Origin of the sequence: Aurantiacibacter odishensis, from assembly GCF_003605195.1 — a bacterium.
Lineage (GTDB): Bacteria > Pseudomonadota > Alphaproteobacteria > Sphingomonadales > Sphingomonadaceae > Alteraurantiacibacter > Alteraurantiacibacter odishensis.
The window spans coordinates 39399-59105 of the sequence record NZ_QYOS01000022.1 but is presented as its reverse complement, the minus strand read 5'-3'; the positions used below and the strand labels follow the sequence as shown (position 1 = coordinate 59105).

General features: G+C 64.7%; 24 protein-coding genes. 11 read left to right on the top strand and 13 right to left on the bottom strand.

The features are described 5' to 3' along the window. Positions 1-10: 10 nt before the first annotated feature. Genes D4Q51_RS06030 through D4Q51_RS06020 form a run of 3 tightly spaced genes read right to left on the bottom strand, consistent with a single transcriptional unit; the run spans position 11 to position 2318 of the window. Positions 11-565 (bottom strand): fasciclin domain-containing protein, encoded by a 555-nt coding sequence (locus D4Q51_RS06030; protein ID WP_120076861.1) that lies wholly within the window; start codon positions 563-565, stop codon positions 11-13. 14 nt (positions 566-579) lie between these two features. After that, complete coding sequence (locus tag D4Q51_RS06025; RefSeq protein WP_120076860.1) at positions 580-1656, bottom strand: hypothetical protein; 1077 nt, start codon at positions 1654-1656, stop codon at positions 580-582. 56 nt (positions 1657-1712) lie between these two features. Beyond that, the gene (locus tag D4Q51_RS06020; RefSeq protein WP_120076859.1) at positions 1713-2318 is read right to left on the bottom strand and encodes a lysozyme; all 606 of its coding nucleotides are present in this window, start codon (positions 2316-2318) and stop codon (positions 1713-1715) included. Positions 2319-2455: 137 nt separating this feature from the next. Between D4Q51_RS06020 and D4Q51_RS06015 the strand changes: the two genes are divergently transcribed. Together D4Q51_RS06015 and D4Q51_RS06010 are read left to right on the top strand one after the other, a co-directional pair. Then, positions 2456-2665, top strand: coding sequence for a helix-turn-helix transcriptional regulator (locus D4Q51_RS06015; RefSeq protein WP_120076858.1), 210 nt, complete (start codon positions 2456-2458; stop codon positions 2663-2665). A 6-nt stretch (positions 2666-2671) separates the two neighbouring features. Continuing rightward, positions 2672-3319, top strand: coding sequence for a hypothetical protein (locus D4Q51_RS06010; RefSeq protein WP_162925170.1), 648 nt, complete (start codon positions 2672-2674; stop codon positions 3317-3319). Positions 3320-3398: 79 nt separating this feature from the next. Here the strand turns inward: D4Q51_RS06010 and glnA are convergent, their stop codons facing one another. The 5 genes from glnA to D4Q51_RS05985 form a co-directional block, all read right to left on the bottom strand. After that, positions 3399-4808, bottom strand: a complete 1410-nt coding sequence (glnA, locus tag D4Q51_RS06005) for a type I glutamate--ammonia ligase (RefSeq protein WP_120076856.1) — start codon at positions 4806-4808, stop codon at positions 3399-3401. Positions 4809-4879: 71 nt separating this feature from the next. Further along, positions 4880-5218 (bottom strand): P-II family nitrogen regulator, encoded by a 339-nt coding sequence (locus D4Q51_RS06000; protein WP_120076855.1) that lies wholly within the window; start codon positions 5216-5218, stop codon positions 4880-4882. 273 nt (positions 5219-5491) lie between these two features. Beyond that, positions 5492-6427, bottom strand: a complete 936-nt coding sequence (gene argC, locus D4Q51_RS05995; RefSeq protein ID WP_120076854.1) for an N-acetyl-gamma-glutamyl-phosphate reductase — start codon at positions 6425-6427, stop codon at positions 5492-5494. Positions 6428-6430: 3 nt separating this feature from the next. Beyond that, complete coding sequence (locus D4Q51_RS05990; RefSeq protein ID WP_205689448.1) at positions 6431-6790, bottom strand: hypothetical protein; 360 nt, start codon at positions 6788-6790, stop codon at positions 6431-6433. 95 nt (positions 6791-6885) lie between these two features. After that, positions 6886-8271, bottom strand: a complete 1386-nt coding sequence (locus tag D4Q51_RS05985; protein ID WP_120076853.1) for a leucyl aminopeptidase family protein — start codon at positions 8269-8271, stop codon at positions 6886-6888. Positions 8272-8328: 57 nt separating this feature from the next. Here D4Q51_RS05985 and D4Q51_RS05980 point away from each other — a divergent pair, with 57 nt between their 5' ends. The 4 genes from D4Q51_RS05980 (at position 8329) to D4Q51_RS05965 (ending at position 11755) form a co-directional block, all read left to right on the top strand. Then, a complete protein-coding gene (locus tag D4Q51_RS05980) occupies positions 8329-9147 on the top strand; it encodes a DUF4163 domain-containing protein (protein WP_205689447.1) in 819 nt (272 codons plus the stop codon). A gap of 43 nt (positions 9148-9190) precedes the next feature. After that, positions 9191-10015 (top strand): type I methionyl aminopeptidase, encoded by an 825-nt coding sequence (gene map / locus D4Q51_RS05975; RefSeq protein WP_120077034.1) that lies wholly within the window; start codon positions 9191-9193, stop codon positions 10013-10015. 78 nt (positions 10016-10093) lie between these two features. Beyond that, the gene (locus D4Q51_RS05970) at positions 10094-10444 is read left to right on the top strand and encodes a c-type cytochrome (protein ID WP_240624584.1); all 351 of its coding nucleotides are present in this window, start codon (positions 10094-10096) and stop codon (positions 10442-10444) included. A gap of 66 nt (positions 10445-10510) precedes the next feature. Further along, positions 10511-11755, top strand: coding sequence for a cation:proton antiporter (locus D4Q51_RS05965; protein WP_120076850.1), 1245 nt, complete (start codon positions 10511-10513; stop codon positions 11753-11755). Here D4Q51_RS05965 and D4Q51_RS05960 read toward each other — a convergent pair. Continuing rightward, on the bottom strand, positions 11752-12390 hold the full coding sequence (locus D4Q51_RS05960; protein ID WP_205689458.1) for a heme exporter protein CcmB: 639 nt from the start codon (positions 12388-12390) through the stop codon (positions 11752-11754). The two genes, D4Q51_RS05965 and D4Q51_RS05960, sit on opposite strands and share 4 nt — an antisense overlap. A 20-nt stretch (positions 12391-12410) precedes the next feature. Then, the gene (ccmA, locus tag D4Q51_RS05955) at positions 12411-13004 is read right to left on the bottom strand and encodes a heme ABC exporter ATP-binding protein CcmA (RefSeq protein ID WP_120076848.1); all 594 of its coding nucleotides are present in this window, start codon (positions 13002-13004) and stop codon (positions 12411-12413) included. A 53-nt stretch (positions 13005-13057) separates the two neighbouring features. Between ccmA and D4Q51_RS05950 the strand changes: the two genes are divergently transcribed. After that, positions 13058-13345 (top strand): 4a-hydroxytetrahydrobiopterin dehydratase, encoded by a 288-nt coding sequence (locus D4Q51_RS05950; protein ID WP_120076847.1) that lies wholly within the window; start codon positions 13058-13060, stop codon positions 13343-13345. 9 nt (positions 13346-13354) lie between these two features. Here the strand turns inward: D4Q51_RS05950 and D4Q51_RS05945 are convergent, their stop codons facing one another. The 3 genes from D4Q51_RS05945 to D4Q51_RS05935 are packed head-to-tail and all read right to left on the bottom strand — an operon-like array spanning position 13355 to position 16840. After that, entirely contained in the window at positions 13355-14182 is an 828-nt protein-coding gene (locus D4Q51_RS05945) for an SDR family oxidoreductase (protein ID WP_120076846.1), read from the bottom strand. Positions 14183-14197: 15 nt separating this feature from the next. Further along, positions 14198-16168: a S9 family peptidase gene (locus tag D4Q51_RS05940; RefSeq protein ID WP_120076845.1), complete on the bottom strand. Its 1971-nt coding sequence runs from the start codon at positions 16166-16168 to the stop codon at positions 14198-14200. 54 nt (positions 16169-16222) lie between these two features. Continuing rightward, on the bottom strand, positions 16223-16840 hold the full coding sequence (locus D4Q51_RS05935; RefSeq protein WP_120076844.1) for a DNA-3-methyladenine glycosylase family protein: 618 nt from the start codon (positions 16838-16840) through the stop codon (positions 16223-16225). Positions 16841-16911: 71 nt separating this feature from the next. On the opposite strand from D4Q51_RS05935, the gene D4Q51_RS05930 reads away from it, so the two are divergent. The 4 genes from D4Q51_RS05930 to D4Q51_RS05915 all read left to right on the top strand — a co-directional run bounded on the left by D4Q51_RS05930 (position 16912) and on the right by D4Q51_RS05915 (position 19517). Continuing rightward, the gene (locus D4Q51_RS05930; RefSeq protein WP_120076843.1) at positions 16912-17229 is read left to right on the top strand and encodes a 2Fe-2S iron-sulfur cluster-binding protein; all 318 of its coding nucleotides are present in this window, start codon (positions 16912-16914) and stop codon (positions 17227-17229) included. 63 nt (positions 17230-17292) lie between these two features. Continuing rightward, positions 17293-18315: a cysteine synthase A gene (locus tag D4Q51_RS05925; protein WP_120076842.1), complete on the top strand. Its 1023-nt coding sequence runs from the start codon at positions 17293-17295 to the stop codon at positions 18313-18315. A 10-nt stretch (positions 18316-18325) separates the two neighbouring features. Then, positions 18326-18691: a hypothetical protein gene (locus D4Q51_RS05920; protein WP_120076841.1), complete on the top strand. Its 366-nt coding sequence runs from the start codon at positions 18326-18328 to the stop codon at positions 18689-18691. Further along, positions 18675-19517 carry a motility-associated ABC transporter substrate-binding family protein gene (locus D4Q51_RS05915; protein WP_120076840.1) on the top strand — a complete coding sequence of 281 codons (843 nt, stop codon included), beginning with the start codon at positions 18675-18677 and terminating at the stop codon, positions 19515-19517. The genes D4Q51_RS05920 and D4Q51_RS05915 overlap by 17 nt, the downstream gene beginning before the upstream one ends. Positions 19518-19707 lie beyond the last annotated feature (190 nt).

The window sequence follows — 19707 nt, the reverse complement described above, 5'->3', positions numbered from 1 at the left end:
GTCAAGAGTATCAGTCCGGTTCGTCGGTGGACTTCAGCACGCCGTCTATCGGGAAAACCGAGCCATTGGCGCCGCTCATCCCGGCGCCGGCAACGCGGGCCTCTGTCCCGTCGGAGGAGGCCACGAGAAGTGTGTCGCCGTCTTCGCTGAACGTGAGTGTATTGGAACCCATGGTCTGCATTTCCACCGAGCCCCCACCGCTTTCGATCGCGCCCACGATATCGTCGCGGGTCAGGAAGCCGGGGACGATGTGCTCGCGCAGGATGGCGACGCGGGCGGCCTGGGCTTCCTCGCCTTCGAGAGGGATTTCCAATGCCTCGAACGCGTCGTCGGTCGGCGCAAAGATCGTGTAGGGGGCGTTGCCGTCGAACACGTTCTGGAGGCCGGTGTCGCCCAGGATATCTGCGGTGGTCGACAACTCGCCCTGGTCCTCGATCAGCGCGGCAAGGGTTCCGCTGCTGATCTCGCCACCGCCTTCGGCATCTTCCGCACCGTCGGAACCGCAGGCCGTCAGGGCGAGCATGCTGCCCGCCGCGAGGGCGGTGAGGATTGTTCTCTTCGTCATTGCCGGGTTTCCTCTCAGATCAGCAGTTCGATGGCCGCGGCAACGAGCCGGGTTTCCGGATCGATCTCGTAAACGTAGCCATCGTTGTAGCGGTACATCGCGCCGGGCCGGTCGTAGTAACGATCGCGGTAGCTGTAGGGCACGTTGTAAACGTCATAGCCACGCGGCATGGGCTGGCCGACGGTGAACTGGTCGCCAGTCAGCAGCGCCGCGATGGAGGTGATTGCGGCGGTTTCCGGGTCCATCCGGTAGACGACGTTGTCGGCGTAACGATAGCGATCGTAGCTGCCGAGGCCGTAGTAGTTTTCGTAATAGGTCGGCATGCGCGAATAGCGGTAGTCGTCCGGCCACGGGTTGCCGATGGACAGCGCACCGCCCAGCAGGGGAATGTAGCCGGAGATGCCGCCGCCGCTGCCGAGCCGCAACAGGAAGCCATCGTCGTAGTAATAGCTGCCGCGCCTGTCGCCGAACAGGCCGCCGAGTCCCCACCAGTCAGGCGAATAGCGGCTGTATCGGTACCGGTCCTGCTGGCGGGCGAGGCCTGGCGGACGACAGCCGTTGTACTTCTTCGCGAGGCCGGGAGGGCATCCATCGGCGATGCGGGTGGATACTCGGCGGAAATCGAAATCTGGCCCATCATCGTAACGCAAGCCGATGTCCGCATTGCCGCGATTTCCACCGTTTCCATTCCCGCGTACGGCGGGAGGACCGCCGCCGTTGCCGTTACCGCGGGCGGCCGGCGGGCCACCGCCATTGCCGTTGCCGCGCGCTACAGGCGGGCCGCCACCGTTGCCGTTTCCACGCGCCACCGGCGGTCCGCCGCCATTGCCATTGCCATTGCCGTTACCGCGTGCCTGTGGTGGAGAGCCGCCACCACGTTCACCGCGAGCTTCCATCTGGCCGCCGCCACGGTTGCCGCGATTGGCGTTGCCGTTGCCGCCTCCGGGATTGGACGGACCCGCCTGCGCAGGCGGTCCGCCCCGGTTGCCGTTGTTTCCGTTGCCACCGCCGTTACCGTTGCCGTTCCCCTGGGCAAGGGCAGGGGCGGCAGCGAGGGCGATGGCCGAGATCGATGCGAACAGTAGTTTCATCTCTGGACTCCTCTTGGAACCGAGAAACGGCGGGACTTGGCAGGTGGTTCCGCCCGCTAGTGCGTTCCGCGGCGATAGAGCGCAGCTTCGGCCGCACGGCGGCGGGCCAGTCCGCGCATCACCCGGCCCCCGGCATAGCACCAGCGCGCGAACTCTTCTGCCGCGCCCTCGAAGTCGCCCGCACTGTGCTTGCGCGTGAGAGTGGCGTTGGAAATGGCACCGGTGTTGTAGTGGAAGCTGACCAGCGCATCGAACTGAAGCTGGCTGGTGGGGGCATCGCCCAGTGCGGCGGCGACCTGCGAGGCGTAGCGTTCGAGGTCGGCTTCCAGCCGCGCGTCGCAGGCGTCCTGTGTCCAGACGGTGTCCTTCTCGATTCCCGGCCCGGTCGCGCCCCAGCCGATAGTCCACGGCGCGCCGCCCGTGCCGGGGTCGGGGTAGGCTTCCACCCGGCCATCAATCCGCGTCTTCGCACAGCCCTCGAACTGTTTGATCAGGGCGACACCTTCCGGCCCGATGGCCGTGGGGGCGGGCGAACCTGGAACACCTGGAACACAGTCCCGGAGCAAAAGATCGGCGGCCTCGTCGATCTGCGCGACCTCCTTGTGCGAGAGCGGACGGCCGAGGATGCGGCGGACGGTATCGAAGAGCGGTTTGCGAGTCATGACCTTGTAAATCCTGCAGTTAATCGGGTGGTGGCGCTAGGCCCGGTGCGCGACTGTAGGAAAGGTCTGTAAAGAGCTCTTGACTGACAAGAGTTCTTTACAGTAAAGAGCTCTTTACAGGCAGACGGGATGATTCGGTGAAGAACCGCGTGAAGGAACATCGCGAAGGGCAGGGCTGGAGCCAGGGCGAACTCGCCCGGCGGCTGGGCGTTTCGCGACAGACGATCAACGCGGTGGAGACCGACAAGTACGATCCCAGCCTGCCGCTGGCGTTGCGCATGGCGAAGCTGTTCGCCGTGAGCGTGCCGGAGATATTCATCGACGACTGGGAACCGGAGGCGGAGTAAATGGACATGGCAATCGACAACAAACCCAAGAGCAAGACCAAGAAGATGATCCTCGCGCTCGGCCTTGGCGGCGTGGCCGGCTTCCTTGCCGCGATGGGATTCATGCAATTGGTGAAGACTGGCACGCTAGGCGAATTCGCCGTCTCGCAGGAGATCGCGGGGCTGGTCGGCATCGTCTACCTCCTCACCGCGCTGTCCGTGAGCGTCGGGCTCGTCAGCCCGTCCGTCGGTGCGCGGTTCCTGAACGTCGAGGATGCCGACGAATTGCGCGAACAGCACCGCATGTTGACCTGGAGCGCGGTCGGCATGGTCGCGCTCGGCGTGGCATTGGTGGTGGCGGCGATCGGGGTGCCCGGCGGTCCGCTGGCCCCCGGCGTGGTGCTGGTCGCCGTCGTGGGGCTGGTGGGCCTCGCGTGGTTCGCCGGATCGCGCCAGCGCCGCCACACAGACGAACTGATGGCCAGCGTCTCGACCGAGGCGACTTCCACAGCGTTCTATCTCGCCTTTCTGATCGGCGGCGGCTGGTCGCTGCTGGCGCACCTCGAATATGTCACCGGCCCGGCCCCGCTCGACTGGCTGACCCTGTTCGCAGGGCTGCTGATGGTGTCGTGCTTCATCGTCGCGGGCAAGCGCGGGATGCTGGTGCAGCGGTAAGCTCTCGCTCACACAGGAAAGAAAGAGGGCCGCCCGGTTTCCCGAGCGGCCCTTTTGTTTGGCTTTGAGCCGGTAGCTCTTACGAGCTGTAATACATGTCGAACTCAACCGGCGACGGGGTGGTTTCGAAGCGCAGCACGTCTTCCCACTTGAGGTCGCAGTAAGCGTCGATCTGGTCCTTCGTGAACACGTCGCCCTTCAGCAGGAACTCGTGATCGTCGCGCAGGGCCAGCAGGGCTTCGCGGAGGGAACCGCACACTGTGGGCACGTCGGCCAGTTCGGCCGGCGGCAGGTCGTAGAGGTTCTTGTCCATGGCGTCGCCCGGGTGGATCTTGTTCTCGATCCCGTCGAGGCCCGCCATCAGCAGGGCCGAGAAGGCGAGGTAGGGGTTCGCCAGCGGATCGGGGAAGCGGAATTCCACGCGCTTGGCTTTTTCGCCCGAGCCGTAGGGAATACGGCACGATGCGGAACGGTTGCGGGCGGAGTAGGCCAGCAACACGGGAGCCTCGAAGCCCGGTACCAGACGCTTGTAGCTGTTGGTGGTCGGGTTGGTGAAGGCGTTCAGCGCCTTGGCGTGCTTGATGACGCCGCCGATGTAGTAGAGGCAGTTTTCCGACAGGCCGGCATATTCGTTGCCTGCGAAAGTCGGCTTGCCGTCCTTCCAGATCGACATGTGGGTGTGCATGCCGGAGCCGTTATCGTCCTTGATCGGCTTGGGCATGAAGGTTGCCGTCTTGCCGTAGGCATGGGCGACCTGGTGCACCACGTACTTGTAGATCTGCACGCGGTCGGCGGTTTCCACCAGCGTGCCGAAAGTGATGCCGAGTTCGTGCTGGGCCGAGGCCACTTCGTGGTGATGCTTGTCCATGGGCAGACCCATTTCCATCATCGTGGAGACCATTTCGGCACGGATATCCATGGCGGAATCGACCGGCGCGACGGGGAAGTAGCCGCCCTTGGCGCGCGGGCGGTGGCCCATGTTGCCCATTTCCATCTCGACACCCGAGTTGGTCGGCAGTTCGACATCGTCGATCTGGAAGCCCGAGCCGGCATAGCCGTCCTCGAAGCGCACGTCGTCGAACATGAAGAACTCGGGTTCCGGACCGACGTAGACGGTATCGCCGATGCCGGTGCTCTTCAGGTAGGCTTCGGCGCGCTTGGCGGTGGAACGCGGGTCACGGCTGTAGAGTTCGCCGTTCGACGGTTCCACGATGTCGCAGTTGATGACCATCATCGGCGTCGCGCTGAACGGGTCGATATAGACCGAGTCCAGGTCCGGACGCAGGATCATGTCGCTTTCGTTGATGGTCTTCCAGCCCTCGATCGAGGAGCCGTCGAACATCATGCCTTCTTCGAGCATGTCCTCGTCGACAACGCTGGCGCACATCGAGAGGTGCTGCCACTTGCCCTTGGGATCGGTGAAGCGGACATCGACCCATTCGATCTCCTCATCCTTGATCCGCTTGGTGATATCCTTAGCACTGGCCATGATAATCCTTCCTTGGAATTGAACGTAGTGTTGTCTGTTCTGGCGGGTTTCGCCGTTCGGGACAGCGCCGCCTAAAGGGCCGCGTCGTCCTGTTCTCCGGTACGGATGCGGATTGCCGTCGCGATATCGGAGACGAAGATCTTGCCGTCGCCGATGCGGCCGGTCTTGGCGGCGTTGGCGATGGCTTCGGTCACCTGTTCCGCCAGCGAATCCGGCACGATGATCTCGAGCTTAACCTTGGGCAGGAAATCCACGACGTATTCGGCACCGCGATACAGCTCTGTGTGGCCTTTCTGGCGCCCGAAGCCCTTGGCCTCCGTCACGGTAATGCCGGATACGCCCACTTCGTGCAGCGCATCCTTCACTTCGTCGAGCTTGAAGGGTTTGATGATGGCTTCGATTTTCTTCACTGAATTCCCTGTCGTTACCCGGAGCTTGCCAGGCCTTTCTCCCTTGGGCGATACCCGGTCGAATGATGTTCAAGAATCATGCCAGACACCAATGGCCCGTTGCTAGACAATCGCGGCTGCGAGCGAAAGGGCGGATTCGCAACATTGAGGCGAATTTGCCGGTGTGTGCGGCAATCAAATTGCGTGGCTGACCCTGCCGGTTTTGACCTATTTGCAGGCAGTGCTGCCCAGATTTTGGGCAGACCTTAGCGCGGGAGGTTCGGGAAGGGTCGATCAGACCCGCAACCCGGCCAGCGGATCGCAGCCCGCCATCAGGTTGAGCGACTGCACTGCGGCCCCGCTGGCACCCTTGCCCAGGTTGTCGAGCACGGCGATCAGGCGGGCGGTATGCCCTTCCGGATCGGCGAAGACATGGAGATCGAGGCCGTCCCAGGGCTCGGCACTCTTGTGCAACAGAAGCTCGCTCACTTCCTCGTCCGGCTGGTGGACGGTGACGAGGGGAGCGTTCTCGTAATAGCGGGCCAGTTCCTCGCGCAGTTCATCGGGCCGGGCGGCGTTGCGCATGGCCTCGATCGGCAGTGGCACTTCCACCACCATGCCGCGGAAGCCGGAAATGACGGAGGGCGCGAAGACCGGGGCGTGCTTCAGGCCCGCCTTGCTCTTCATTTCCGAAAGGTGCTTGTGATCCATGGACAGGCCATAGGCGCGAAAAGCGATGTCGCTGCCGTCGCCCTCGAACCGCTGGATCAGGCCTTTGCCGCCGCCGGAATAGCCCGACACAGCGTTGACGCTGTAGGGCCAGTCGTTCGGCAGCAATTTGGCGCGCACCAGCGGCGCTACCAGAGACAGAAACCCGGTGGGATAGCAGCCGGGATTCGATACCCGGTCAGCGCCTGCAACCACGTTGGGGCCGACCAGTTCGGGGAACCCGTAGATCCAGCCCTTGGCCGTACGGTGGGCGGTGCTGGCGTCGATCACCCGGGTGCCCGAGTCCTCGTCGATCAGCGCCACCGCTTCGCGCGCTGCATCATCGGGCAGGCACAGGATGGCAAAATCTGCGAAGTTCAGGGCCGAACGGCGGCAGTCCTCGTCCTTGCGTTCCGCTTCGTTGAGGCGAACCAGCTCGAATTCCTCGCGGCCTTCCAGCCGGTCGGCGATCTCCAGGCCGGTGGTGCCCGCGCCGCCATCGATGAAGACGGTGTGCGCCATGTCTCAGCCTCCCGGTGTTTCCAGCCGGTCGAGCCGGATGTAGCCGACCGGGCCGTGCAGCGACAGGCAGCCCCAGGCCCATTCGCGGGTTACGTCGAGCACTTCGAAGCTGTCGCCTTCCAGCAGGACGCACAACTCGTGTGAGGTATCATCCGGATCGGCATAGAGCGGCGCGCCGCCCGGCAGCACGCTGCGCGGCTGGGGCACGGCGTAGTGTGGCACGAAGTGTTTTCCGGCGAGGCCAATGTGCGCCAGATCGCCGCGCAGGGGGACCTTTCTCGGCTCCGGCTTTTCAACAGGACCGGTGAGAGCAAACGGCCCCTGCGGCCCGTGGCCTGTCATCGTGTTGTCGTCCTGGCTCAAGCGCCGCTCACCCGTTTCCAATAACGCGGGGCATGGGTGCCCCGGTGCAGACTGCCGCGCTTAGCCGCGCGGAACCGCTGCTGCAACCTTGCGCCCTAACCATATCGACCGCGCAGCGCATGGAAGGCCGCTCGCAGGCCCAGCGCGGCGCCGCCCTTCGATCGTCCGGGCTTGGCAGACGGGCGCCAGGCGAAGGTGTCGAAATGCGCCCAGTCGATGCCTTCCCCCACGAACTTGTCGAGGAAAAGACCCGCAACGCTGGCCCCGGCAAAACCGTTGGTGTGGGTGTTGTTGGTGTCGGCAATGTCGCTTTTCAGCCACTCGGCATAGGCGGCGGGCAGGGGCAGGCGCCACGGCTCGTCATCGTGCGCCTTGCCGGCGGAGATGAGCTGCTCGGCCGTCTGGTCGCGCCGGGTCATCAGCGCAGGCAGGTCCGGCCCCAGCGCCACGCGCGCAGCGCCTGTCAGGGTGGCGAAATCGAGGATGAATTCCGGCTCCCGTTCACTGGCGAGGGTGAGGGCGTCGCCAAGGATCAGGCGCCCCTCGGCATCGGTATTGCCGATTTCCACGGTCAGGCCCTTGCGGCTTTGCAACACGTCGCCGGGGCGGAAGGAATTGCCCGCGATGGCATTTTCCACGGCGGGCACGACGGTGTGCAGGCGAACCTTGAGGCCGGCCTTCATGATGAGTTCCGACAGGGCGAGCGCGTGCGCCGCGCCGCCCATGTCCTTCTTCATCAGCAGCATCCCGCGCGAGGGCTTGATGTCGAGACCGCCAGAATCGAAGCAGACGCCCTTGCCGACAATGGCGATCTTCGGGTGGCTTTCGTCACCCCATTCAAGCTCGATCAGGCGCGGGGCGTGCTTGCGCTCCGCCGCCCGGCCCACGGCGTGGACCATCGGGAAACCCTTTTCCAGCGCATCACCGCGCGTCACGGTGATGCTGGCATCCTGCTCCTTGGCGATCCGCTCCGCCTCGGCCTCAAGCGCCGCAGGTCCCATGTCTTCGGCAGGGGTATTCACCAGGTCGCGCACGAGGCTGGCTGCCTGCGCTTCTGCCGTTACCAGTTCGACCTTCGCCACGTCTTTCGTCAGCAGTACCCGCGGCCCTTCGGCATCCTGGTCGTCAAGGTAGCGGGTGAAACGGTACTGCGCCGTCATCCAGCCGAACATGGCAGCGCCGGCGGAGAGATCGTCCATCAGCCGATAGGTGCCCTCGGGCAACTTCTCCGCCAGCTTCGCGAGGCACCAGCTGGAAAGGTCGGCCGGGTCGGACACGCCGCCGACTGCAAACCAGCCTTCGCCATCCGGCACGATTCCCACCTGATAGCCGCCGCCTGTAAACTTCTGCCCGGCAAGCGCGGCGCGCTGCGGCCCGCTCAAGCCCTTGGCGAAGCTTTCGAATGTGTCCTTGTTGACGAGATGGATCGTGGTGGCATCCTGCCCGCGATCCGGCTGGATCAGGTCTGTTGCAATAGTCATGGAATTCCGCTTGCCGTTTTCGTCGCCGTTTGGGAAGGCTTGGCGTAAATGGACTCTATGTTGATCCGACGATTCACCCTGCTTGCGGTTCCGGCCGCGCTGGTCGCCTGTAATCCCGGTGGGGAGGAGGCGGACCCGCAGCCTACTGCCGCGCCCGAAACACCGGAGCCGCCCGAGCCTCCCGAAAGCTCGCCTGCGCCGCTGGGCGGCGCGCGCACGGTATCGGAACGGACCGATACCTACCTGTTCGAATACAGCTATCCGCAAGCCGCAGGCGATACCGAGGGGCTTGCAGGCTGGCTCGATTCGCGGCTGGAGCAGGAGCGGCAGGAACTCGCCAGCCGCGCCTCGCAGGGGCGGGAGGAAGCGCGCGACAACGGTTTCCCCTTCAACACCTATTCCAGCGAGACCGCGTGGGAAGTGGTGGCTGACCTGCCCGGCTGGCTGAGCCTGTCTGCCGACCAGTCGTTCTATTACGGCGGGGCGCATCCCAATTATAGCTTCGATACGATCGTGTGGGATAAGGACGAAGGCAAGTCGGTGGAGCCGATCGCCTTCTTCACCTCCGCCACCGCGCTGGACGAGGTGCTGGGGCCAGAATTGTGCGAGGCGCTGAACGCCGAGCGCGAGAAGCGGCGGGGCGAGCCGGTGGAAGAGGGCTCTGACGACACCTTCGATGCCTGCGTGAAGCCTGACGAGGGCAACCTGCTTTTGGGCTCCACCAACGGGCAGGGTTTCAACCGCATCGGCATCCAGATCGCGCCTTACCTGGCAGGTCCCTATGCCGAAGGCAGCTACGAATTCACCTTCCCCGTGACGGAGGAACTGCTGGCAGTCGTGCGCGAGGAATATCGCAGCGCCTTCACCGCTCCCTAAAGCCGGTCTCGCAATTCGCGGGCAAAGAGCCTAGATGGTGCGCATGACCGAATACCAGCACGTTACCGCCGACACATCCGTCTACCGCGACGGCACCATCAAGCTGCACGGCCCGGAAGGGTTCGAAGGGATGCGCAAGGCAGGCCGCCTGGCCGCCGAAATCCTCGACGAACTGACCACCCGCGTGCAGCCGGGCGTGACCACGGGCGAGCTGGACAAGGTGGTGCGCGAGATGACGCTGGATGGCGGCGCCGTGCCTGCCACCATGGGCTACCGCGGCTTCACCCATTCGTGCTGCACGTCCATCAATCACGTCGTGTGTCACGGCATTCCGGGCGACAAGCGGCTGAAGGAAGGCGATATCGTCAACATCGACGTGACGCCGCTGCTGGACGGCTGGCACGGCGATACCAGCCGCATGTATTTCGCCGGAGAACCCTCCATCAAGGCGAAGAAGCTGGTGGAAGTGACGCACGAGTGCCTGATGATCGGCATTGCCGAAGTGCGCCCCGGCGCGCGGTTGGGCGATATCGGCGCGGCGATCCAGGAATATGCCGAACGCCACCGCTACGGCGTGGTGCGCGAATTCTGCGGCCATGGTCTGGGCCGCCTGTTCCACGACGCGCCCGAAGTTGTGCACGCAGGAAGGCGCGGCACGGGTCCGGAGCTGAAAGCGGGCATGTTCATGACCATCGAGCCGATGATCAACCTTGGCCGTCCGCACGTGAAGATGCTGAACGACGGGTGGACCGCGGTAACGCGCGACAAGAGCCTGTCGGCCCAGTTCGAACATTCCATCGGTATCACCGAGGACGGCTGCGAGATCTTCACCAAGAGCCCCAAGGGACTGGATAAGCCTCCCTATTGATCGGGCCTATTGATTTGGCGCAACGATCTTCTTCCCTGTAGGGCTATGTTAGCCCGATAGATGAAGGGAAGAGGCCGTATGAAATCGTCGATCGCATCCGTCATCCTGCTCGGCGCGCTGGCTGCCTGCCAGACCGTTGAGCCGGAACCTGTCCTTGCCGCCGATCCGGAAGACCATGCACTGGCGCAGGCCGCATGTGGCTCGTGCCACTCAGTCGAGCCCTACGGCCTATCCCCCAATCCCGACGCACCGGAATGGCCAGCCATTGCCAATCGCCGAGGCGTGACGCGCGAGACGCTGACGATGTGGCTGGTCGATGCGCACAACTACCCCGGCGAGATGGATTTCTACCTTGAGGAAGACGAGGTCGAGCAGCTGGTCGACTACATGCTGACCCTGCGGCGCGAGGACTATCACCCGCCTTACTAGTCCGCCTCGGCACAGGCCGCGGCGTCGAGCGTTCATGCCAGACGTAGCCGCCGGAAGCCTGCCAAGATGTTCGAATTCGATTCCTTTCACGTGCTCTTCGCCGCTGCCGGTGCGGCGATCATTGCCAGCTACTGGTTGCCCCGATTCTTTTCGGGCAGGGAGCCTGCCGCCGCGCCGGTGCTGATCGCGTTAGGGCTGCTGGCCTTTTCCTGGGTGCCGGGAATGCCCGAGGCTGTCGACCCGCTGGAAAACCCGCGCGTATGGGAGGTGACGGCGGAACTCGCCGTGATCATCGGACTGTTCGGCGTCGGTCTCAGGATCGATACGCTGTTCGGTCATGGCCTGTGGAAGCCGACGCTGCGACTGCTATTGATCGGCATGCCCGTCACCATCATCGCCCTGGCACTGTTCGGCTGGTGGGCGGCGGGAATGACGCTGGCGGGCAGCCTGCTGCTGGGCGCGGTTCTTTCGCCAACGGACCCCGTGCTGGCGGGTGATGTGCAGGTTGGTCCTCCTCTGGAGGGCGGGGAGCACCCGGTACGCTATGCGCTGACGACTGAGGCTGGCCTGAACGACGGGCTGGCCTTTCCCTTCGTTCATCTGGGTGTGCTGGTAGCTACGGCGGGCGCGCTGACGACGGGCCTTGCCACCGAATGGGTGCTGCGCGATCTGTTATACCGCGTGGTCGTCGGCGGTGTTGCAGGGGCAGGGGCGGGCTGGCTGCTGGGCCAGATCATGTTCGACTGGCCACGCGGCAACACGCTGTCGAAAACGCAGTCGGGCGTGGTCGCCTTTGCCGGGGTCATCTTCACCTACGGCATCACCGAATTGCTGGAAGGCTATGGCTTCATCGCCGCGTTCGTTGCCGGACTGGCGCTGCGCCGAGAGGAATCGCAGGACCGGTTTCACGAACGGTTGCACAGCTTCTCCGAAGCGCTGGAGCACACGCTCACCGCCGTGCTGCTGGTGGCGCTGGGCGCGGCAATACCCGGCTTGCTGCCCTACCTCGATTGGCCGCACGCCATGATCGGCCTTGCGCTGATTTTCCTGATCCGTCCGATTGCGGGCTGGTTCTCGTTAGTCGGTGCAGGTCTTAAGACGCGGGAGCGGGCGACCGTGGCGTTCTTCGGCATTCGCGGGATCGGCTCGATCTATTACCTCGCCTACGCCTCGCACCACGTCGAACTGGTGGACGAGGGCGCGTTGTGGGCAACGGTGGCATTTACCATCGTCGTCTCCGCCATCGTTCATGGCCTGAGCGCAGGCGTGGCCGTGAGCCGGGCGACGGGAGAGGAAGAGGCGCCGCGCTAGCCTTCGCGAGCCGCGCGTATCGCCGCGCCGCCTGCGAACGGCGCGATCGCGACGAGCAGCAGGCTGATCGCTGCGGTAAGCGCAATGCCGCCCTCGCCGCCGGTGGAGAGCGAGCCCGCGCCAAAGATCAGCAGCGGCACGGCCAGCGGGATGACCAGCAGGCCGGACAGGGCCGCGCCTCCGCTGCGAAGGCCCACCGTCACAGCGGCGATGATGATGCCGATGGCGGCAAGACCCGGCGTCCCTGCCAGCAGGCCCAGCTCGACCGTGCGCAGTGTTTCGCCGTCGATCCCCAGCAGCGCGCTGGCGGGGAGGGCTGCCAGCATCAGGAACGGGCCAAAGCTGATCCAGTGCGCCAGCAGGCGGACGGCGACCACCACTTCCTCGGCAATGCCGCGCAGGGCCCACTGGTCGAAGAACCCGCTTTCGAGATCTGGGGCCAGCAGCCGGTCCAGCGGCAGGATCGCGGCGAGCAGCGCGGCGACCCAGATTACGCCGCCGCCGGTTGCGGCCAGCACGTTCGGGTTCGGCCCCACGGCGAAGGGATAGAGCATGGCGACCGCGAGGAAGAACAGCAGCGGCAGCAATGTATTGCCCTTGCGCGCACCCGGCAGAAGCTGCGCCAGATCGCGCATCAGCAAGCTGCCGAAGCCTCTCACGCCGCCAGTCCCCGCGCATAATCGGGCAGGTCGAGAACGCCCATGCCCGGAACGGCAATCGGCTGGTGGCTGGCGACAAGGGCAAGGCCGCCGCCAGCGATGTGTTCCGCGATCAGCGCTTCCACCAGCGCAACGGCATCGCGGTCCAGCCCGTTCAGCGGTTCGTCGAGCAGCCAGACCTGTGCGTCCTGCCCCAACAGGCGGGCAAGGGCGGCGCGCTTTCTCTGGCCGGTGGAAAGGTAACGCACCGGCACGTCCAGCAGCTCGGCCAAGCCGAGGCGAGCAAGAACGGTGACTGGTGTTGCGCCGTCCAGCCCGGCCCAGAAGGCGAGGGCACGGCCCAGCGGCAGGTGCTCGTCCAGCGCCATCGTCTGGTCCAGCAGGCCCGTGCTGCCGCGCCGCTCGACTTCGCCTGAATAGGGTCGCAGCAATCCTGCAAGAATGCGGATGAGGCTGGACTTGCCCGTCCCGTTCGATCCGGTCACATGCAGGGCCTGCCCGCCGACAAGTTCCAGCGACAGGCCACGGAACAGCAGGCGTTCACCGCGCCGGCAGGCCAGGTCTCTCGCAGCTAGTCGGCACGGTTCCATCACCTCGTGCGTTAGTGCACAGGACCATCAATACGCAAGCAAGGGAGTGGCACATGGCCGTAGAGAAACTGGGCAGGAGCGAAGCGGAAAGCGCGCTGGCGGAGCTGGACGGCTGGGAATTCGACCGTGACGGCGATGCCATGCGCAAGGTTTTCAAGTTCTCCGATTTCAGCGAGGCATGGGGCTTCATGAACCGCGTGGCGCTGATTGCCGAGAAGAGCGACCATCATCCCGAATGGTTCAACGTCTACAACAAGGTGGACATCACCCTGACCACGCACGACGCAGGCGGACTGTCCGAACGCGACGTGAAGATGGCGAGGGCGATAGAGGCGCTCTAGCCGCCCACCTCAGTCGAGAGCCGCGCGCCCCTCGCTGCGCTCATGCGCTTCGGCGAGGGTGCGGGCGCGCTGGCGCAATTTGCCGGGGAACCACTTGGCAACGCGCGCCATCTTGCGCGCGGTCTTGCCCACGAGGCGGTGGACCTTGTTGCCGTGGACGGCTTTCCAGGCCTCTTCCGCCACCTCTTCGACGGGCGTGAATTCCAGCCCCGCTTTCACCACCGCGTCGCGAATGGGCGTGTTGCGGCTGCGGTTGGGCGGCATTTTCAGCAGCGGTGTATCGATGAAGCTGGGCATCAGGGAGCGGACCCTGATCCCGGCCGGTGCCCATTCGGCATCAAGGCTCTCTGTCAGGGACTTAACCCCCGCCTTGGTCGCGCCGTAGACGCTCTGGTTAGCCATGCCGTAGATCGCGGCGGCGCTGGCGGTGTTGAGCAGGCAGGCGTGGGGCGCGGCGGCTTTCAGGTATTCGTATCCGGCCTTCGCTCCGTAAAAAACGGCGCGCAGGTTCACATCGAGAAGCAGGTCCAGTTCCTCGTGCGTCACCTCGCTCAAGGGGCCGCCAGAAGGTAGCCCGGCATTGTTGGCGATGACATTGATCGCGCCGCCGCTGTGTTCGGCAAAGTCGGACAGGGCCACGTCCCACCCGGCGCGGTTCGTCACGTCGAAGGTGTAGGTGTAGCACTGCCCTTCCGGTAGCAGGGCCTTCGTTTCCTCCAGCCCCGCAGTGTTGCGGTCCGCGATGCCGACCAGCCAGCCCCTGTCCGCGAAATGCTGCGCGATCGCGCGGCCGATGCCCGATCCGCCGCCGGTGATGAAAATGCTTTTCTGCCCCATGTCTCTCAATGCCTCTCAGTCGCCCGAGAGACCCTTAACATGTTCGCGCCCGTTGCGAATGTCCGCAGTGGACGCACCCAGCGTTTCGCCCACAGGTTCGGCCCGCCCGCCAATGCATTCGGCAAGGAAATTCTCGGCAATCGCATTGAAGGCAATGTTGTTTTCCGGGCGGTGGAAGCCGTGTCCCTCGTCGGGGAAAAGCACGTAGGTAACGGGCACGCCGTCCCGCTCCATGGCTTCCACGATCTGGTCGCTTTCCGCCTGCTTCACGCGCGGATCGTTGGCGCCCTGGCCGATCAGCAGCGGCCTGGTGATATCCTTCGCCTTGTAGAGCGGGCTGATCGACTGGAGGAACTTCTTGCCCTCCTCTGTCGTGGGATCGCCCATGCGCTCGTGGAACTGCTTCACCAGCGGCTCCCAGTAGGGCGGAATGGTTTCCAGCAGGGTTTCCAGATTCGATGGGCCGACAATGTCTACGCCGCAGGCAAAGGTGTCCGGCGTGAAGGTGAGGCCGACCAGTGTGGCGTAGCCGCCGTAGGAACCGCCCATGATGGCGACCTTGTCCTTCTCGGCAATACCGTGCTCAACGGCCCAGCCGACGGCATCGAGCAGGTCGTCGTGCATCTTGCCCGACCATTCGCGGTTGCCCGCGTTGATGAAGTCCTTGCCAAAGCCGGTGGAGCCGCGGAAGTTCACGCTCAGCACCGCATAGCCCCGGTTCGCCAGCCACTGGTGCGTGCGGTTGTAGCCATATGCATCGCGCGCCCACGGCCCGCCGTGCACCACCAGCACCATCGGCACCGGCGCATCGGGTACACCGTCGCCATCGGGATCGCTCTGCGGGGGCAGGGTGAGGTAGCTCGGCAGCACCATCCCGTCGCGAGAGGTGATCTCGCGGGCGTGCATCGGCTGCAGCGGGGCGCCCTCCAGTTCGGGATAGGTGGTGTAGAATTTCGTCAGCGTCATCGCGTCGCGATCGAACAGGTAGCTGGCGACGGGCGCGTTCAGCGGATCGTTCGCCACCAGCCAGCGGCGGTCGTCATCGGTGCGCGACTGGACGCCGAAATCGCCGTCCAGCTGCTCGCGCAGCCATTCCAGTGCCTTGCCGATCTCGGGGTCGATGGCGTGGTGTTCGGTGCGCAGGTAGGTGACGTTGTAGGCCTGCACTTCGCCCGTCTGCTTGTGACGCATGGTGCCGCCGATATCGGCCTTGTCGTGCTCTGCCACCAGCACGCGCTCTCCGGTCTCGGTGTTCTCGGCAAACAGCGCGGCGGTGTTGCGGCCGCGGCTGTCGAGCCAGTAGAGCGTCTTGCCGTCGGTGGTGTAGCCCGCCATGCCGGTGGTAAGGGAATCGTCCAGCCCGGTGCGTTCGCGCGGGGCTTCCTCCACCTTGCCATCCACGATTTCGTGCATGTCGGTGCCGCCCTCGGCATTCTGCCGCACGGCCCAGCGCAGGGTCAGGCTGTCATCCGCCTCGAAACCCGCCCACTCGTTGTTCTCGAACACCAGTTCCAGGTCGCCTGTGTTGAGATCGAGCAGGTGGACGTCATGGAAGCGCGCATCGCGGTTGTTAAGGCCGACGAGGATCTTGTCCTTGATGGTGTCCGAACCGCCCACGATCTGCACCCGCGTTTCCTCGAACGGGGTGAGGCACTTCTCCTTCGCCTCGCCTTCCACCGCCACGCTGTAGAGCAGGTAGTTCTCGTCGCCGTCCTTGTCGCGGATGTAGAGCAGGCTGCGGCTGTCGGGTGCCCAGAAATACTGCGGGATCGGACGGTCCTTGGCGCTGGTCATGCGGCGGGCACTGTCCGGATCGTCCGCCGGAGCCATGAACACGTTCATCACGCCTTCCCACGGCGCCATCCAGCTTACCCACTTGCCGTCCGGACTGATCTTCCCTTGTGCGCGGGTGGGATTGCCGAACAGGTGATCGCGCGGGATCAGCGGGGTGTCGAATACGCGAGCGGCGGCGGTCTGGTCGGTCATGGGGTCTCCCTTGGTGTGGCTTGGGAGGTAGGAACCGTCAGGCGTGTTGCCAAGCTAAAGCGCCGGATTGTCGTAGCAGTGCCAGGTAAAGATCGCGGTGGCACCGCGATGAGGCCGCCATGGTTCGGCCAGGGCGCGGGTGGCCTTTTCGTCCGGGCGTTCGTCGAGGCCCAGGATCTTGCCGATACCGGCCATCACCGCCAGGTCTCCGGCGGGCCAGATATCGGGCCGTCCTTCGGCGAACAGCAGGTAGATTTCCGCCGACCAGCGGCCGATGCCCTTGACCTTCGTTAGTTCTGCAATCGCTTCCTCGTCGTCTTCCGGCAGGTTCTCCAGATCGACTTCGCCTGCCTCCACCAGCTCGCACAAGCTGCGGGCATATCCCTGCTTCTGCCGCGAGAGGCCGCAGGCGCGCAGTGTGTCGAAATCGCGTTCGAGCAGGCAGGTGGGGGTAAAGTCTTCCCCCAGCTCTGCCTCAAGCTTGTTCCACATGCTGCTGGCGGCGGCGACCGAGACCTGCTGGCCCACGATGGTGCGCAGCATGGTCTTGTAGCCGGTCTGGCGTATGCGCGGCTCGGGATAGCCCGCGATCTCCAGTGCGCGGGCGATGGCGGGTTCGCGTGTGGCCACTTCATCGAGGCTGGTGCGTATCTGTTCAGCGGTAAGGCCCATGCTTGTCCTTCTTGCAAAGAGAGGCGCGCTTGCCTAGCAGCCGCCGCAAAGCAAACGCGAGGATTACGAGTATGCCCACTCTCAATGTCACCAATCGTTCCGGCGAGGAAACCACCGTCGAGGTCAGCAGCGGCCTGACCGTGATGGAAGCGATCCGCGACAACGGCTTTGACGAATTGCTGGCGCTGTGCGGTGGCTGCTGCTCGTGCGCGACGTGCCATGTCCATGTCGATCCGGCCTTCAAGGACAAGCTGCCCGCCATGAGCGAGGATGAAGACGACCTGCTCGATTCCAGCGATCATCGCACCGAGAACTCGCGCCTGTCGTGCCAGATTCCCTTCACCGACGACCTCGACGGCCTGAAGGTCACCATCGCCGACGAAGATTGAATTGTGAGCGCCCAACCCCTTCTCGCGTTGCGCTGAGGGCAACTGCGTCCTAACTCCGTCGGTATGACGAACCTGCCTGTCCAGACGAAGACGCTCGACCTTATCGGCAACACCCCGCTTGTCCTGCTGGATGGCCCCAGCAAGGCCGCGGGCTGCGAGATCTGGGGCAAGTGCGAATTTGCCAATCCCGGTGCTTCGGTAAAGGACCGGGCGGCGCTGTGGATCATCCGCGATGCGGAGAAGCGCGGCGAACTGAAGCCCGGCGGCACAGTCGTGGAAGGCACGGCGGGCAACACCGGTATCGGGATTGCGCTGGTGGCCAATGCGCTGGGCTACAAGTCCGTGATCGTCATGCCGGACAACCAGTCCAAGGAAAAGATGGATACGCTGCGGGCGCTGGGTGCCCAGCTCGTCACGGTGCCGCCCACCAAGTTCGCCGATCCCAATCACTTCGTCCACACCAGCCGCCGCATCGCGGAGGAGACCGAGAACGCGGTCTGGGCCAACCAGTTCGACAACATCGCCAACCGCCGCGCCCATATCGAGGGCACCGCACCCGAAATATGGGACCAGATGGAAGGCCGCGTCGATGGCTTCACCTGCGCCGTCGGCACCGGCGGCACGCTGGCAGGCGTGGGCATGGGGCTCAAGGAAAAGGACGAGAAGGTCCGCATCGCGCTCACCGATCCGCATGGCGCGGCGCTCTACAACTATTACGAGAATGGCGAGCTTTCGTCCGAAGGCTCTTCCGTGGCCGAAGGCATCGGGCAGGGGCGCATCACCGCCAACCTCGAAGGCGCGCCGGTGGATACGCAGTTCCGCATTTCCGACGAGGAAGGCATGGAATGGGTCGCCCGCCTGCTGCGCGAGGAAGGGCTGTGTCTTGGCCTCTCCAGCGGCATCAATGTGGCAGGTGCGGTGGCGCTGGGCCGGCAGTTGCTGGCGGACGGGGTGGAGAACCCGCGCGTCGCCACGATCCTGTGCGACACCGGCTTCCGCTACCTCTCCACACTCTACAATGCCGAATGGCTGCGCGCGAAGGGCCTGCCCGTGTTCGACTGGTTAGGTTCAGCTTCGGCCGAGTAGGGAAAAGCCCATGGCACTCGACCCGAGAGACCTTCTGCGACCGCTCAAGCCGCAAAGCGAACCCGCTCCGCTGGGCGGCACGCGGGCGGAGCGTATCCAGCGCCTGCAGATCGGGCTGGTCGGAATAGGGGCCATGGTCCTGCTGCTCGGGCTGGCCGATATCGTGACAGAGCGCGCCCAGCAGACTCAGGCAGATGCCGTGCCCGAAGCCGCGCCGACGACAGAGCCGACCGAGACGCCCAAACCGCGCGACCCGCTGGCTGATGCAGGCGTCGTCCCCGAACTGGCGGCCGATCCGACACCCACGCCGACGTCCAGCACTTCGCAGGCAACGCAGGATGTCCCCTTGCCGAACACCGATGCCCCGCTGGAATAGCCTGCTGGCTGTGGCAGCGCTGGCCGCCGTTGTCGCATTCCCGGTGCGGGCGGAGGAGGAACAGCGCCCGCCGCTTGCCCTGATGGGCACGGTGCCGATCTACTGGGGCGAGGCAGCCGGGCTGGACGAGATGCTGAACGGGGATGCGCCGTCGCACTGGGCGCGCGGCGTGCTGGAGGAAAGCTTCACGCTGGCACCACTGGACTACCTTTCTGCCGAGGCGCTGGCTGAACACCGTTCCCTGCTGATGGCGCAGCCGCGCGGCCTTTCGGCGGAGGAGAACGTGGCGCTGGATGCCTGGGTACGCGAGGGCGGCACCCTGCTCTTGTTCGCCGATCCCATGATGACCGGCGAATCGCGGTTCCACCTGGGGGACAGGCGACGCCCGCAGGACGTGACGCTGCTCTCCCCGATCCTCGCGCACTGGGGACTCGCGCTGGAATACGATCCCGCGCAGGCCGACGGGCCGCAGGTCGTTGATCACTTCGGCGACTCGCTGCCGGTGAACCAGCGCGGTCGGTTGAGCCGCGTAGGCGAGGCGGACTATTGCAGCATCCCCGGCGATGCGCTGCTGGCGCACTGTGTGATCGGGCAGGGGCAGGCGATGATCGTCGCCGATGCCGCGATGCTCGATATTGCGGGCCCGCACACCGATGCCGAAGGGGCGCTGCGCTGGCTGCTGAGCCATGTTTTCGAAAATTTTGGGGATAATGCGGGAAGCCGTGCCCAAGGCGACCGGATGACCGGCGAAAATGGCGAAAATCCGCCAGAAACGGCGCAGCCGCATCGTCATCGACACCACGGCGGGAGCGGGAATACGGACTAGGAAAAACAGCTGTTTGCAGCGTTCTCCCACAATTTCCCGCAATTTCCCCTTCCATCCCGCGCCTCGGCGCGTTATTCCCCGAATCCATCGGACACATAGCCCGTGCTGCGCTCCAAAGAGGAGCGACCGGGCCGCGTTGATGCGCGGCCTGGAACGGAGGGGGTTTGTCTGATGAAGGGCACTTTATTGA

Coding starts and splice junctions, on each gene's coding strand:
- argC (WP_120076854.1), bottom strand. CDS start 6,427: ATGGCGCACACCGTCTTCATCGATGGCGGCGCGGGCACCACCGGCCTG.
- D4Q51_RS06025 (WP_120076860.1), bottom strand. CDS start 1,656: ATGAAACTACTGTTCGCATCGATCTCGGCCATCGCCCTCGCTGCCGCC.
- D4Q51_RS05960 (WP_205689458.1), bottom strand. CDS start 12,390: ATGCGCGATCTGGCGCAGCTTCTGCCGGGTGCGCGCAAGGGCAATACA.
- D4Q51_RS05935 (WP_120076844.1), bottom strand. CDS start 16,840: ATGGGCCTTACCGCTGAACAGATACGCACCAGCCTCGATGAAGTGGCC.
- D4Q51_RS05985 (WP_120076853.1), bottom strand. CDS start 8,271: ATGACTATTGCAACAGACCTGATCCAGCCGGATCGCGGGCAGGATGCC.
- D4Q51_RS05915 (WP_120076840.1), top strand. CDS start 18,675: ATGCCCCGCTGGAATAGCCTGCTGGCTGTGGCAGCGCTGGCCGCCGTT.
- D4Q51_RS05925 (WP_120076842.1), top strand. CDS start 17,293: ATGACGAACCTGCCTGTCCAGACGAAGACGCTCGACCTTATCGGCAAC.
- map (WP_120077034.1), top strand. CDS start 9,191: ATGACCGAATACCAGCACGTTACCGCCGACACATCCGTCTACCGCGAC.
- D4Q51_RS05980 (WP_205689447.1), top strand. CDS start 8,329: ATGTTGATCCGACGATTCACCCTGCTTGCGGTTCCGGCCGCGCTGGTC.
- D4Q51_RS05945 (WP_120076846.1), bottom strand. CDS start 14,182: ATGGGGCAGAAAAGCATTTTCATCACCGGCGGCGGATCGGGCATCGGC.
- D4Q51_RS05920 (WP_120076841.1), top strand. CDS start 18,326: ATGGCACTCGACCCGAGAGACCTTCTGCGACCGCTCAAGCCGCAAAGC.
- D4Q51_RS06010 (WP_162925170.1), top strand. CDS start 2,672: ATGGCAATCGACAACAAACCCAAGAGCAAGACCAAGAAGATGATCCTC.
- D4Q51_RS05950 (WP_120076847.1), top strand. CDS start 13,058: ATGGCCGTAGAGAAACTGGGCAGGAGCGAAGCGGAAAGCGCGCTGGCG.
- ccmA (WP_120076848.1), bottom strand. CDS start 13,004: ATGGAACCGTGCCGACTAGCTGCGAGAGACCTGGCCTGCCGGCGCGGT.
- D4Q51_RS05930 (WP_120076843.1), top strand. CDS start 16,912: ATGCCCACTCTCAATGTCACCAATCGTTCCGGCGAGGAAACCACCGTC.
- D4Q51_RS05965 (WP_120076850.1), top strand. CDS start 10,511: ATGTTCGAATTCGATTCCTTTCACGTGCTCTTCGCCGCTGCCGGTGCG.
- D4Q51_RS06030 (WP_120076861.1), bottom strand. CDS start 565: ATGACGAAGAGAACAATCCTCACCGCCCTCGCGGCGGGCAGCATGCTC.
- glnA (WP_120076856.1), bottom strand. CDS start 4,808: ATGGCCAGTGCTAAGGATATCACCAAGCGGATCAAGGATGAGGAGATC.
- D4Q51_RS05970 (WP_240624584.1), top strand. CDS start 10,094: ATGAAATCGTCGATCGCATCCGTCATCCTGCTCGGCGCGCTGGCTGCC.
- D4Q51_RS06020 (WP_120076859.1), bottom strand. CDS start 2,318: ATGACTCGCAAACCGCTCTTCGATACCGTCCGCCGCATCCTCGGCCGT.
- D4Q51_RS05940 (WP_120076845.1), bottom strand. CDS start 16,168: ATGACCGACCAGACCGCCGCCGCTCGCGTATTCGACACCCCGCTGATC.